This is a genomic window from Acidobacteriota bacterium (assembly GCA_018001935.1).
In the GTDB taxonomy this organism is placed as follows: Bacteria; Acidobacteriota; JAAYUB01; order JAAYUB01; family JAAYUB01; genus JAGNHB01.
This window is the reverse complement of record JAGNHB010000018.1, coordinates 16,973-31,707: the sequence shown is the minus strand read 5'-3', so window position 1 is coordinate 31,707 and position 14,735 is coordinate 16,973. Positions and strand designations below refer to the sequence as shown.

Here is a 14,735-nt window from a genome sequence, read left to right as displayed (position 1 = left end):
GAGTTTCGGGCTTCACAGTAAATGGACGAAGAAAGCCCAACGCTATTATCCACAAGATCCGTCAATAAGTTAACCGTATTTCGGCTTGACTTCAATCCACCCCCCCCTATAATGGGATCAGCTTGTCCACTGCCGGGGCTTTGAAGGGGGTGACTTCGGCGGTTTCGCAGAGCGATGATCTCGGAAAAAGTCCGGATTTCGATCTCACGAAGGCACGGAGAAGAAATATAAGGATTGCTGATTCTATCAAATACGATTTGCATCTCTCCGTGCCTCCGTGAGAGAAAAGGACTTTTTTCGAGGGCATCAACCTTCATCATCACGAATCTCGGAGGTCGTTTCACCCGTGAAAACCCAGCGTGAAATCCGGTCGGCAGCCTTCGTTCTCGCCTTCCTCTGCCTGGTGGGCTCGCTCCGGGCGGACCACGACTACACGGCCTGGGAGGACTACACCGCCAACCCGCTCGTCGACCCGGGTTCGCGGGCGGACTACCCCTCCGTTCTTTACGATTACGAGGCATTCGGCGTGTCGGGGGGGGCGACCTGGCGGATGTGGTACGGGGCGAGCGGCACCCTCCGGATGGTCACGTCCTCCGACGGCCTGGCTTGGGGTTCGTCCGTTTCCGCCACGGGCCTGACCAACCCCGGGCACGCCAAAGTCCTCTACGATGCCGACGGGTTCGGGATCACCGGCGGAGCGCCCTATCGGGTCTGGTACTGGACGTCCAACATGACCTACACCCTCGACGACCTCCACACCGCCCAATCGAGCGACGGCATCGACTGGGACGACGACCAGGCCGTCACGCAGAGTTCGTCGAACCCCCTCATCACCGGTATGTCCGGGACGGGCTGGAACCGCGGCAGCTACGGTCCCGCCTGCGTGCTCTACCAACCCGGCGCGTCCAACAGCGGAACCGACCCTTGGGACTACCGCTTCGTGATGTACTACGATGGGACCTCCGGCGGTACGGAGAGCCTTGGCCTCGCCTACTCCAGCGACGGGATCGACTGGACCGCCTACTCGACGAGCGCGGTTCTCCCCTACGGCGGGTCGGGGTCGTGGGACGCCGCCTACGCCACCTTCGGCACCGTCTTCCGCGACGAGAACGGCTACCACCTCTGGTACTCCGGCGGCCAGTCCGCCTCGCACGAGGGGATCGGCTACGCCTCGTCCCCGGACGGCCTCACCTGGACGAAGGACGCCAACAACCCCCTCTTCGCCGTGGGGGGCAGTGCACCGACCTACCGGGCGGGCAGGGCCTACACCCCGGACGTGATTCTCGCGCCAGACGGGTCCCTTCGGATGTATTACGGCGGGTCGCCGACGGGTTCCGGCAGTGACCTTCGCATCTGCCTGGCCCGGGACCTCACCCCGCTGTTGGTCGAACTGGTTTCCTTCGAGGCGCTGCCGTGCCAGGGTGGGGTCCGGCTGGACTGGGTCACCGAAACCGAGATCCGGAACGCGGGCTTTCACCTCTGGCGGGCGGAATCCGAAGAAGGGCCCTACGCCCGGATCACGGAGACCCTCATCCCGGGCCGGGGACAGTCCGAGATCAGCGGGGCCGCGTACACCTTCACGGACCCGGGCGTTTTCCCCCGCACCCGTTACTGGTACCGCCTCGAGGACGTCGAGGACACCGGGGCCCGCACCTTCCACGGCCCCGTCTCCGTCATGGTCCCGTGGGCGCCGGCCCCGCCCCGGAATGGAAACCCCGCTGCCGCCTCGGGCGAGGTCCCCTGATCGGGAGGCTTTCAACTCTCCGGGAAACAGTCAGAGCCGCGACCGTTAGGGAGCGGTAAATCATGGAAATTCTTACGCTTGCTTACGAAGGTAAAATGGCCGCTTGCTCACGCGCGCGGCTCTGAGGGGAAAATGGCCGCTTGCTTACGCGCGCGGCTCTGAGGGAGAAATGGCCGCTTGCTTACGCGCGCGGCTCTGACTGCCCCGGAAAAACAGATCGCTCCGTCCCCGGCTGGGGACGGAGCGGTCGGCAGCATTGCAAATAGCGTTCGTTACAGCCGGCGCCAGACCAGGAAGCCCGCGCCCGCCAGCACCGCCACCAGGCCGAGAAGGCCCGCGGGCGACACCGTGGGGATGGGGGCCTGGTCGCCGTTGACGGCCACGCTGTCCACCTGCACGTACCAGTCCCAGTCCGCGGTGTTGGGGTCCCAGTAGTGGAAGCGGATCATGACGTTGGGCTGGTTGTCGGCGTAGGCCGAGATGTTCAGGTTGACGGGGACGCCGGGCAGGGCCCCGAAACCGCCGTGGTCCTCGTTCCAGGAGAGGACGTTGTTCCAGGTGGTCCCGCCGTCGTTGCTCACGTCCACCGCGAAGAAATCGTAGTTGGCAAAGTTCTGGTAGTTGGCGTTGAAGGTCAGGGTGGCGTTGGTGACGCCCGTGCAGTTGATGACGGGGGTCCGGAGTTCGACGTCGAACTCGGCGGTCCCGACACAGTCGCTGCAGGCCTCGGCGCAATTGCCCGCCCCGCCGGTAAAGTTTCCATCGCTGAAGGAGGTGTTGGTGTTCCAGACCACCGCGCCCCCCGCGTTGTTGACCATGGTCCAGCCGGCCGGCGGGACCGCGCCCTCGAATTCCTCGGAGAAGATCAGGGCGTGGGCGCCCAGGAGCCCCGGCCCGACCTGGTGGGAGGAACCGTGACCGCTGTGCTCCAGGTCGAACTGGCGCTTCTCCTCGGGGGTGATGCCCACCACGAAGGCCGTCAGGCAAAGGGCGACGAACAGGGCCAATACAAGCTTCCTCATCACAACCTCCTGTCACAGGATGAAACCTGCGTGTTTTTTTCAAAAGGAAGATACCCCCGTTTCCCGCCCCGGTCAAGGGCGAATTTCGGATCGATGGACATTTTTGCAACCCCCTTCCCTTCGTTGCGTTGCGAGCCTGGCTCCTTGGCGGGACAGATCCGGGTCCGCCTGGTCTTGGCGCCAAGCTCGCACAGGCGTTCGCCCGTTTTTTCGGTTCACCCCGCTTTTGCCTCACCACCCCGGAACCCGGTGTTGTAGAATGCACGGTTGCCCACCCGGGCGCCAAATCCCCCGACGGAGTGATCCCGTGAAGCCCAGTTTCCCCCGCCCCGCCGTTTGGTTCCTCCTCCTCGTGTCCCTGGCCGCCCCGCTCGCCGCCCAGGGGTCGCCGAAGCTCCCCTTCGCCGACGACGACAGCCTCGACGCCCTCCGGTCCAAGATCGAGGCCAACGGCTACCGGTTCACCGTGGACCGGAACTGGGTCTACGACATGCCGGCGGAACAGAAGCGGGCGTTCCTCAGCCGCCGGCCCCCGGCGACGCCCGCCGACCCGGCCGCGCCATCCGACGCCGGCCCGCTGCAGGGCGTGCTGGGCAAGCTGAGCCTCCCCGCCCAGTTCGACTGGCGGAACGTCAACGGCCACGCCTACATCGGCCCCGTCCGCAACCAGGGCGGCTGCGGCTCCTGCTACGCCTTCGGCGCCAACGCCGCCGCGGAAGGGGTCTACAACTTCGCCACGGGGCGCTTCGACGCCAACTGCGCCGACTTCTCCGAGTCCTACATCATCTGGTGCCTGGGCCGCCTGTCCGAGTACCGCAGCCACTTCTACGGCTGCAGCGGCGCGGACTACACCTACAGTGAACTTCAGGCCCTGGTGGACTACGGCGTCTGCGACGAGTCCCTCTTCCCCTACCAGCAGAACGACCCCGGCAGCTGCACGCACTGGAGCGACCCCGTGACGCGGTTCTCCGGCTGGTACCGTGTCCCCTGCGGCGACGTGGACGCCATCAAGACCGCCATCCTGACCTACGGCGTGGTGGACGCCGCCGTCTACGCCGGGAGTGCCTTCCAGGCGTACAGCGGCGGCATCTACGAGGACACCAACACCGCCTGCTCCTCCAACCCGTGCTACGACACCCCCACCAACCACGCCATCGCCCTCGTGGGCTGGAACGACGCCGAGGGCGTCTTCTACCTCCGGAACAGCTGGGGAGCCGGCTGGGGCGAGGGGGGCTACATGCGGATCAAGTACACCTCCGCCATCGTGGCGTGCGAGGTGTGCTACCTGGTCTACGACGTGGACCCCAACTGCACCTACCAGATGAACCCCGCCCAGTCCGCGGCGGGGTGGACCGGGGGGACGGGGAGCTTCACGGTGAGCGCGGGCGTTGGGTGCACCTGGACCGCCATGACCAACAGCCCCTGGGTCCACATCACCAGCGGCAACAGCGGTTCGGGCAACGGGACCGTCCAGTTCGCCGTGGACCCCAACAACGACCCGGTTCCCCGGACGGGCTCCGTTCGTCTCAACGCCGGCCTCCAGACCCTGATTCACACGGTCCAGCAGGGCGGCGCCCCCCCGGTCCCGCCCGCCATCACCAGCCAGAGCGGCTCCCAGGAGGTCAGCTTCGGGCAGTCGGTAACCCTCAGCGTGACGGCCACGGGGACCAACCCGCTGACCTACCAGTGGTACACGGGCCCCGCGGGCGACGTCTCCACCCCCGTTTCCGGCGCCACGTCCGCCACCCTCAAGGTCAAGCCCCGGCAGACGGCCGTCTACTGGGTGCGGGTCGGCAACGCCTACGGGCACGCCGACAGCGCCGCCGTCACCCTCACCGTCAACCGGGTCTACCGGGTGGCCCACCTCGCCGGGACCCCCGGCTGGTGGACCCGGCTGACCCTGGTGAACACCGGCGCCGTAGGGGGGCCGGTCCGCTTCGACGCCTACGGGGCCGACGGGCAGCCCGCCGAAACCCGGACCCTGGACAGTCTGGGGGCCGGCGAGCAGTTCACCCTGGACGCCGCCGCCGACTTCACGCCGGAAACCCTCGCCCGCGACCCCTGGATGACGATCTCCACCCGCACCGCCCTCGCGGGGGTGCTGGCCTTCGGGACCGCCGACGGGCAGGCCCTGGTGACCCTTCCCCTCGACGAGACGGACGGGGACACGGACCTGGTCTTCCCCTACGTCTTCGTCTCCCCGGGACAGTCCGGGGCCTTCTACACGGGGATCACCCTCGTCAACCCCGGCACGGGGCCCGTCCAGGCCGACCTGGACGCCTACGCCGACTCCGGCGAGAAACTGGCCACCCGGTCGGTCCTCCTTCCCGGGAACGGCAAGGCGGTCCGCCTGGTGGAACAGGTCTTCGCCGACCTCGAGGACCCCGGCCGGATCCGGTACGTCCGGGCCCACGCCGAGACGCCCCTCCTCGGCTTCGAACTCTTCGGGAAACTGGGCGACCAGGGGCTCGCGGGGCTGCCGGCGCGCCCGCTCAACGCGTCGGCCAAGGACGGGGAGACCGCCGGCGCTTCCGCCCTCTTCACCCTCGTCTTCAACGAGGTCCCGGACGACGCCGAGTGGTTCACCGGGGTGACCTTCACCAACCTGGACAACGCCGGCAACACCTGCACCGTGGACATCCGCGACCGTGACGGCAACCCCCTCTCCACCGCCTACGTGGGCCTCTACGGCCGGCAGCAGCTCACCCGCGAGGTCTGGGCCGTGCTGGGCGGCCACTACCCCGGGGCGGCCTGGTTCCGGCTGGACGGCGCCCGTCGGATGATGGGCTTCGAACTCATGGTCTCCCGGACGGCCCCCTTCCGCTTCGACGGCCTCGAGGCCTTCGAAAGCGGTCTGAAGAAGTTCTGCTTCCCGCTCACGGGCACACCCGGGGTTTCCGTGTCCCGGCTCCGGCTCACCAACGTGTCGGCGTCCACCGCGGAGGTCACCCTGCGGGGCTTCAACGCCGCCGGGACGCAACGTGCTGCCCACGCGGCGACCCTCCCGGCGGGGGCCGTCCTGTCGGCCTCCCTGGAGGACCTCTTCGGGGCGGAAGCGCCGGAGGTGGCCTGGATCAGGGCGGAGAGCACCCAGCCGTTGGCGGGGGACCTCCGGATCCTCCCGCTGGACGGCTCCGCCCTGGGCTGTTACCCCGGCCTGGAGCTGGAGTAGCCGGCGGGCCGCCCCGACGCACAGGCCTCGAGAACGCCGCCGATCCCGCCTCCTTCGGGGCGGGATCGTGCTTTGGGCCCGTTCGCCCATCGCATCGACGAAGGCGGCGCACCGGTAAATCCTCCCACGCGATCGGTGATATCCCCCGGTTCCGTTTCCCCCCGCTCCCGGCGACAATGCAACCACCATCGAGCGGGAGGTTGACATGAACCGACGATCCGTATTTCTGATGACCCTGGCCGTTTTCGCCCTCTCGGCCTGCTTTCAGGCGGACGCCCTCGCCTGGAAGCCCAAGACCCACTCCTTCCTGGGATACCGGCTGGTGAAGGAGTGCAACGACCACGGCGGCTGGGTGGAGGTCCCGCCCTATGGCTACTTCAAGGTCCCGGCCGAGCATCTGGAACTCATCACCACCTACAACGCCTACTTCATGGGCGGCACCGTGGGGCCCGACGCCTACGCCGACATCTACATCGGCCAGGCCTTCATCCACCCCCGGGAGGGGACGACCTCCGGCGAGTGGGTGAAGTACCTGTGGGACAAGGCCTGCGCCCTTCCGGAGGGCAGCGAGACCACCGACGAGCCCGCGGGGGCCTACCTCCCCCTCAACACGGGCCGGGGGTCCCAGATGCTCGAGGACGTGGCCATCGAGCGCACCGCGTCGCGGCTGACCCGCACTCAGTACAAAAAAGCCTGCAAGGCTTTCGTGCTGGGCATGATGGTCCACGGGGCCTGCGACCTCTTCGGGCACACCTGGGTGAACAGCTGGGCCGGCGGCCCTTTTCCCAAGGTCACCGACGGGATCACGTCCGCGGAGGCTCAGAACATCGCCCGCCACATGCTGGTGGAAACCTACGTGGACCAGAAGATCGGCTGGTCTGCCGACGGGGGCTGCTCCCCCCGGATGTTCTCCCTCCGGGCCATCCTCTTCAACGGGTCCGTCGCCTCCGGGTTCAACCCGCTGTTCCAGAAGACCGGTTTCCCCAAGCACCTCGACGTGTTCATACGGCTGCGACAATCGCTGGGGGACGCCATCGGACGGCTGAACCCCGGTGACTGGTTCCAGAACCTGATCCGGACGTACTGCATCAACTGGGTCGCCGACATCGACACCGGGCTCAGCGCCTGGGTTTACGCCAACGCGGAGGTGGGCCGCCTCGTCACCCAGGGGAAGCTCGTGTTGAGCGACGACGAGAAGGGGGAGAACGGCTACGACGCCGTGGACGTCCTGCAGGCCTGGGCGGACCAGTACCTGTCCAGCATGTGCGGGGAGCCGGACATCCTGGTGGCCCTGGACGAGTTGTTCAGCGACGTCATGGACTACCTGGCGTACCTGGACCCGCTCGCCGCCCTGAAGGAGGAGATCAAGGACCGGGTGCTGGAATGGCTCTGCGAGGAGATCACCGGCCAGGATCCCGACACGCTGGCGGCCTGGATGAAGAACCCCGCCAACTATATCAAGGAACCCCTCTTCCCGCCCAACGCCCTGGCCCGGATCAACGGGGAGCTGGGGAACTTCGGTTCCGCGGGGATGGACTGCTGGGACAACGCGGACGAGAACCTGCTCCACAACTTCGAGCCGTTCTACAACAGCCTCGCCATGTCGAAGCTGGTGCTCATCGGCCATGCCGGGGCCGACGAACTGCTCACCCGCGCCCTGAACCGCCCCGTGAGCCAGTTCAACACCAACGAGGGGCGAAAACACCCGCTCGTGGAGTTCATCGGCAGCTTCGACGAGAGCGACTGGTTCAAGACCGCGGGGTTCCCGCTCTGGGGGAACACCGAGTACCGGGGCCAGGTCTTCCACCTGCTCTTCGCCGGGTTCCTGGACGTGTCCATCGCGAACCCGGCCATCACCAGCGCCTCCCTGGCGTTCCGGAAGTACGCGCCTCTGGAGAACCTCCCGTTGTCGCCCTGGTACAGCGCCGCCAGCGGGGTGGTCTCCAACATGTGGAAGTTTCCGACCCAGGTCTGCCTGAGCACCAGCTCCACGGTCCCCCTGGAAGGCTTCGTGACGGGGGCCAACCACCGGCTCCTCTTCCGGGGGGACATCCCCTCGGGGTCACGGAACACCTTCTTCACGGCCGACCTGTCCGGACCGGGGGAGATCCGGGCCTTCGTCCGGGCCAAGGGGGACCTCTTCCCCAAGGGGAAGCCGGCGGCGAAAGTGCGGTACGAGTTCCCCGACTGGCGTCACTGGGAACCTGACTACGCCTGCCACTACGCCTACGACTGGGACCCGGAGGGGGAATACAATGTCAATTTCCCCATGCACCCTTACGTCCACTACAGTCTGCTCCCTCACTTCTGCTTCCGGAAGCTCGACCAGGCGGTGGTTCACGCGAACTGGCGGGAGGGAGACGCCCAGATGAACCTCGGGGACTGCAACGGGCCGCACTGGAGCTTCCCGCTCATCCCGGACATCCTGACCAACCGTTACCTGGACTGGGCCAACCTCACGCTGGAAAACTTCGGCTACTCGGGGTACGGCGACATCTTCGGCTGGCACCGGCTCTACTGCGGCTATTACTCCAACGACGACCGCCTGCTCATCCCCGGCCAGGAAGTGAAGACCACCCTGCTGGAGCGCACGGTGAACGCCGACGAGATCCACGTGAACGCGGTCAACTTCTCCGGCGAGATCGCGCCGGGTCAATCCACCCAGGGGGTGCTCAACCAGGTGAAGACGGAGCCGGGGGCGCTCTCCCTGATCAGCCACCCGGGATGCGAGACCACGAGCGCCTGGGCGGTGAACGACCCGGACGAAGTCCTGGCGACCTCCTGGCCCTTTTTCTCCGGGGAGCACGGCCTCGTCGCCATCGACGGCCGCTTCGACACGGACGACATGCAGAGCATCGACAGCTGGGTGAAACACCGGCTGCTGAAGGGCATCAAGACCCGGATCGTGGGCGGGAGCGGCCTGCTTCCCCCCGAGTGCCGTGACCTCGCCGCCCCGGCACGCCACGACAGCCTCTTCACCACCCGGACGGTGGCCTACGCGCCCCAACCCACGACCGCCTCCGTCCTGAGCGCCGTCAGGTCCGGCTACAGCTACGTCTCCACCGGCCCCGACATCGCCATCTACCTGCTCCCGTACAAGCGGGTGAACAACGTCTGGACCGACGGGAGCTTCCTCCACATGGGGCAGACGCTGTACACCGCCACCAGCATCGAACCCCTCCGCGACAAGGGGGATCTCTACGTCCTGGTCCCCAACCTTCAGGACAACCCCAACCTCGACATCGTGGTCTACAAGGGGACCGTCGGCGGAACGGAAACCGTCGTCCCCGACAGTTGCTACCTTGGGGCCCACATCTGGCAGGTGGACGTGAAGCCGGGCCTGTACTACCGGGCCGAGGTCCGGTCGGTCATCAACCCGCGGAAACGGGCCCTGACCAACCCCATCTGGATCGACTTTTTCCCGCCCGTCTCGTTCACCCCGTGAGTGGGCGAAGCGGACGAGGTCGGAGGCAGGACAACCCCTCGACCCCGGATGCTTCGTCATACCAGAGGAACCTCAGGGGGTCCGAACCGGTCGGGCCCCCTTCCCTTTCCCCCGCCAATCTGCTACAGTTTCCCCGTCGCCGGTCGAAATCGCACGGGAGACCTGCCTGATCCATGGATTGTGCCGTCCTGCTCATCCGGTTGTTCGAGGAAGAGACCCTCTTCACCCTGGTCCGGGAGGACGACCTCGCCTTCCGGCGATCCTTCCCGGGCCCCCCGCCCTTCGACCCTCCCGGCGTGCCAACGGGCCGCCGGCAGGAACGCGTCCCCCTCGGCGCCTTCCTTCGGGGCCTGCCGGCGGCGGAACGCCCCGCGGCCTGCCTCGTGGCCCTCTGCTCGGACCTCCCCCCGGGGTTCGACGACGCCGCCCCGTCCGCGGAGCGCCAGGTCCTCTCCCATGTCCTGGACTCGGGCGGTCGCGTCGCGGACCTGTACCACCACGACCGGAACCGCCCCTTCCCCGGTCTCCAGCTCGAGGCGCTCCGCCAGCTCCCCGGCGCCCTCGTCGCCCCCGCCCCGCACTTCACCCTGGCGGCGGGGCTGACGCGGGCGCGGGAAGCCGGTCTGCCCGGCGGCGTCCCGCTGGCGTGGGTGCACGTGGGGCCGCACCGGACCACCGTTTTCTGCCTTCGGGAAAGGCCGCCCCGGGCTGACGGGGGCCGGAGTGCCCCGCCCCCCCCCGGCGACGCCGGCGCCCCGGGCCCTTGCCCCGGGGCCGTCACCCCCGCCCCGCCCCGCGGACGCGATACCGGGAGCGTGCCGCCGGTGGCCTGCGGCGCGGCGCCCTCCCCCGGGGGACCGGTTTCCCGCCCGGCCCTGACGGGTTTCCGGTTGACGGCGGTATTCTCGCACCGCACGGCGCTGCTTAACCCGCGGAAACTGGAGGACTACATCCTCCGCACGGTGGCCGGCGCCCCGCTGGACGAGGAGATCCGCCTGGACGGGGGTATTTTCGCCGAGATCCGCTCCGAGGCCGGAATCGACGAGCGGCCGGAGATCCTGCTGCACGACCCCGCGGGCGCGTTCCACGAGATGCCGGGGGTCGTCCGTGTGGCGCAACGGGGCGGCCTCGACCTGGAGGACGAGGGGATGCTCGCCGCCCTCCCCGCGTTCCGGCTGCCGTTACTCAGGCTGTAGGCTGTAGGCTTTAGGTTTAGGGGGGGGCTGGGGGGCTGAGATCTGAGGTGTGGGGTCGGGGTCTGGGGTGGAGGGTGAAGCTAGGTCAGACAAGTCAGACAAGTCAGACAAGTCGGACAAGTCGGACAGGTCTGACAGGTCTGACAGGTCTGACAGGTCTGACAGGTCTGACAAGTCTGACGAAGCTCCGGAAAGCCCGATCACCCCCGCGCCTTCACCCCAGCACTTTCGCCCCTGAGCCTTCACCCTTGCGCCTTCGCCCCCTCGTCTTCGCCCCGCGCTTTTTCCCGTGGCGCGTATTTCCCCCGGTGCGGTAAAATGGCGCACACCACCGTTTCGGGGGGACGCACCATGGAAACCAACGATGCCATTCTCCGGGAGATCGATGCCGACCGCGGGGAGATCGACGCCGACGGCCGGGAAATCGAGGACCTCCGCCGGGAGATCCGGCGCCACGAGCACCTCTACTACGTCCTCGACCGGCCCGAGATCGACGATGCCGCGTTCGACGCCCTGATGCGCCGCCTCCGGGACCTGGAGGCGCTCCACCCCGACCTCGTCACCCCCGACTCCCCCACCCAGCGCGTGGGCGGCAAACCCTCCGAGAGCTTCCCCTCCCGGGCCCACGAGGTCCCCATGCTGAGCCTGGACAACACCTACGACGAGGGGGACCTCCGGGAGTTCGACGCCCGGGTGCGCAAGCTCCTCCCGGGGGAGGCCTTCTCCTACACCGCCGAACTCAAGTACGACGGCCTCAGCATGTCCCTGATCTACGCGGACGGCCGCCTCGCCGCCGCCGTCACCCGGGGCGACGGGGCCACGGGAGAGGTGGTGACGCCGAGCATCCGGACCATCCGGGCCGTCCCGCTCGCGCTGAGCGCTTCGGCGCCGGGCGGCCCCGTGCCGTCCACCGCCGCCGTGACGGGGTCCGGGGCCGCTCCCGCGCCCGGGCCGACGTCCCCGGGGCGCCCCCGCCAGCCAATCCTGCCCGGGTTCCTGTCGGAAGAGTCCCCGGCGCCGACCGCGGCGCCCCCCCCGGAACCCGAGTTCCGTCTCACGCCACCTGTCCCGCCGCGCCGGGAGGCCCCGCTGCTCGAAGCCCCCGGCGTACCGCCCGCCCCCGCGCCCGCCACACCCACCGGGGCGCGCCTGGAGGTCCGGGGCGAGGTGGTGATGCCGGTGAAGAGCTTCGAGCGGCTCAACGAACAGCGCAAGCGCGACGGGGAACCCCTCTTCGCCAACCCGCGCAACGCCGCGGCGGGGAGCATCCGCAACCTCGACCCCCGCGTCAGCGCCTCGCGGAAGCTCGACTTCTACGCCTGGGGCGTCATCGCGGAAGGGCTGGCCTTCGCCCGCCACGCCGACGCCCTGGCGTACCTCCGGGCGCTCGGCTTCAAGGTGGGCGAGCCCTTCGCCGTCTGCGACTCCCTGGAGGAGGTCCTGGCCTTCATCCGCCGGGTGGACCCCCTCCGGGACGCCCTCCCCATGGAGATCGACGGCGTGGTGGTGAAGGTCAACGAGATCGCCCTCCAGGAACGCCTCGGGAGCACCTCCAAGTGCCCCCGCTGGGCCGTGGCCTACAAGTTCCCCGCCCGGCGGACCGCCACCCGCATCAACGCCATCGTGGTGCAGGTGGGGCGCACGGGGGCGCTGACCCCCGTGGCCGAGTTCGACCCCGTCTTCCTGGACGGCTCGCTGGTGCAGCGGGCCACCCTCCACAACCCCGACGAGGTGGAGCGCCTGGACGTGCGGGTCGGGGACTGGGTCTTCATCGAGAAGGGCGGCGACATCATCCCCAAGGTGGTGAGCGTGATCCCCGAGAAGCGCGAGGGCGACCCGCCCCCCTTCCGAATGCCCGACCACTGCCCCGTCTGCGGCGGCGGCGTCTTCCGGGAGCCCGAGGAGGCGGTGCTGCGCTGCGTCTCCGCGGACTGCCGGGCGCGGCTTCGGGCCTCGCTCCTCCACTTCGCCTCCCGGAAGGCCATGGACGTCCAGGGCCTGGGCGAGTCCCTGGTGGACCAACTCCTGGAGAAGGGCCACGTGAAGGGAATCCCCGACCTCTACGCGCTGGACGGGACGGAACTCGCGGGGCTGGAGCGGATGGGGAAGAAGTCCGCCCGCAACCTCCTCGACGAGCTGGACAAGAGCCGGAAACTGCCGCTTCGCCGCCTCCTCTTCGGGCTCGGGATCCGCTTCGTGGGCGAGCGCACCGCCAAGGTCCTGGCCCGGCGGTACCGGACCCTGGACGCCCTCGCCGCCGCCCCGGCCGAGGGACTCGCCGAGACGCCCGAGGTGGGCCCCGTCATCGCCGGGAGCGTCCGGGCCTTCTTCGACGAGCCGTCGAACCTCGCGCTGGTGGAGCGCCTGCGGGCCTCGGGGCTCAGCTTCGAGGAGACCGGGGACGCCGCCGTCCAGGGCGTGCTCTTCGCCGCCGGGGGCGAGTCGGCGGAAACTGGAGAGGGGCCCTGTGCCGGGGAGTCCCCCGACGGGACGGGGCCGGGCGGGACGCCCGCCGGCGGGAGTGGCGGGGTCCTCGCGGTCGGGCCCGCGGGGGCCGCCGGGGCCGGCCCCGAGAGTGACCGAACCCCTTCCGGCAGCCCGCCACCAAGGCCTTCCGCCCCAGGCGGCACGGGATCGCCGGCATCCGGCACGCCGCCGCCCGAATCCCCCGCCGCCGTCGATTTCTTCTCCGGCCGCACCTTCGTGCTGACCGGGGCCCTCGCCGCCATGACCCGGGACGAGGCTTCCGAGCGGATCGAGCGCCTGGGCGGCCGCACCGCCTCGTCCGTCAGCCGGAAGACCGACTTTTTGATCTGCGGCGCCGACGCCGGCTCCAAGCTCAACAAGGCCCGCTCCCTCGGCATCCCCGTTCTCACCGAGGCGGAGTTCCTGGAAAAACTGAAGTAGAACCCCTCGGCAGAGGGGTTCCCGCCCTCCCTCCCCAACCTTGACGTCCCCGGATTGAGGGTTGACGGCGGCCGGGGGTTCCTGCTAGAGTGATCGGTCAATCGGTCTCCGGATTCAAAGAGGACAAGCATGACCTTTAATTTCAGCCCGTTGTGTCTTCTCCCGGCACCGCGTCGGCGCGCCGCCGGCCTTCGATCCCTCGCCGCGGTCCCCGCCGTGGTCGCCCTCCTGCTCGCCGGCGCCGCCTGCGGTCGAAAGGACGGCGTCGCCTCGGGGACCCTCCGTGTCGGCTACTTCGCCAACATCACCCACGCCCAGGCCATCATCGGACGCGCCAAGGGGACCTTCGAGGCGAAGACGGGCCTGCCGGTGGCCTACAAGGTCTTCAACGCCGGCCCGACGGAGATGGAGGCGCTCCTGGCCGGCGAGATCGACATCGCCTACGTCGGCCCCAACCCCGCCATCAACGCCTACCTCCGCGCCGGCAAGGGCGCCCTGCGCATCGTCGCCGGCGCCACCTCGGGCGGGGCCTCGCTGGTGGTCCGCAGGGAACTGGGCCTCCGTGCCCCGGCCGACCTGAAGGGGCGCACCGTGGCCTCGCCGGAACTGGGCAACACCCAGGACATCACCCTGAGGGCCTGGCTGAAGCAGCAGGGGTTCACCCCGGGGACGGACGTCAAGGTCAAGCCGGTGAAGAACCCCGAGATCCTCATGCTCTTCCGCCAGGGGAGCCTGGACGCCGCGTGGGTCCCCGAGCCCTGGGCCACCCGCCTGTGCCGGGAGGCGGGGGGGGAGATCCTGATCGACGAGACTTCCCTGTGGCCCGGGGGCCGGTTCACCACCGCGGTCCTGGTGGTCCGGGAGGACTGGGTCCGGCAGCGCCCCGACGTGGTCCGAAAGTTCGTCGAAGCCCACGTGGAGACCACCCGGTGGTCCCTGGACCACCCGGCGGAAGCGGTGGACGTCATCCGGGCCGGCCTCGAGGCCGTCATGCAGAAACCCCTGTCCCGGGAAATCCTGTCGGAGGCGTTTTCCCGCATGAAGCTGACCTGGGACCCGGGGGTCGCCTCCATGAGGGAGTCGGCGGCCCGGGCCCGGGACCTGGGTTACCTGCCGCCGGGGTACGGTCCCGACGACATCGGGGGACTGTTCGAGCTCGCCCCGCTCGGTGCCGTGCTGCAGGCGATGAACCTTCCCCCGGTCCAACCCTGACGGCGGACCGCGGTGCACAGGCGGCAGCTTTGAAACG

Annotated in this window: 7 protein-coding genes; 6 read left to right on the top strand and 1 reads right to left on the bottom strand. The window is 68.8% G+C overall.

The window, feature by feature from the left end; all coding sequences use genetic code 11:
* The first annotated feature begins 346 nt into the window (after window positions 1-346).
* On the top strand, window positions 347-1,744 hold the full coding sequence (locus tag KA419_09210; GenBank protein ID MBP7866114.1) for a hypothetical protein: 1,398 nt from the start codon (window positions 347-349) through the stop codon (window positions 1,742-1,744).
* Between the two features lie 272 nt (window positions 1,745-2,016).
* Here KA419_09210 and KA419_09205 read toward each other — a convergent pair whose 3' ends face one another.
* Window positions 2,017-2,766 (bottom strand): hypothetical protein, encoded by a 750-nt coding sequence (locus KA419_09205; protein ID MBP7866113.1) that lies wholly within the window; start codon window positions 2,764-2,766, stop codon window positions 2,017-2,019.
* 307 nt (window positions 2,767-3,073) lie between these two features.
* On the opposite strand from KA419_09205, the gene KA419_09200 reads away from it, so the two are divergent.
* From KA419_09200 to KA419_09180, 5 genes are all read left to right on the top strand, one after another.
* Window positions 3,074-5,938, top strand: a complete 2,865-nt coding sequence (locus KA419_09200; protein ID MBP7866112.1) for a hypothetical protein — start codon at window positions 3,074-3,076, stop codon at window positions 5,936-5,938.
* A gap of 205 nt (window positions 5,939-6,143) precedes the next feature.
* A complete protein-coding gene (locus KA419_09195; GenBank protein MBP7866111.1) occupies window positions 6,144-9,383 on the top strand; it encodes a zinc dependent phospholipase C family protein in 3,240 nt (1,079 codons plus the stop codon).
* Window positions 9,384-9,556: 173 nt separating this feature from the next.
* The gene (locus KA419_09190; GenBank protein MBP7866110.1) at window positions 9,557-10,579 is read left to right on the top strand and encodes a hypothetical protein; all 1,023 of its coding nucleotides are present in this window, start codon (window positions 9,557-9,559) and stop codon (window positions 10,577-10,579) included.
* A gap of 351 nt (window positions 10,580-10,930) precedes the next feature.
* Window positions 10,931-13,486 (top strand): NAD-dependent DNA ligase LigA, encoded by a 2,556-nt coding sequence (gene ligA, locus KA419_09185; protein MBP7866109.1) that lies wholly within the window; start codon window positions 10,931-10,933, stop codon window positions 13,484-13,486.
* A 129-nt stretch (window positions 13,487-13,615) separates the two neighbouring features.
* Complete coding sequence (locus KA419_09180; GenBank protein MBP7866108.1) at window positions 13,616-14,698, top strand: aliphatic sulfonate ABC transporter substrate-binding protein; 1,083 nt, start codon at window positions 13,616-13,618, stop codon at window positions 14,696-14,698.
* Window positions 14,699-14,735 lie beyond the last annotated feature (37 nt).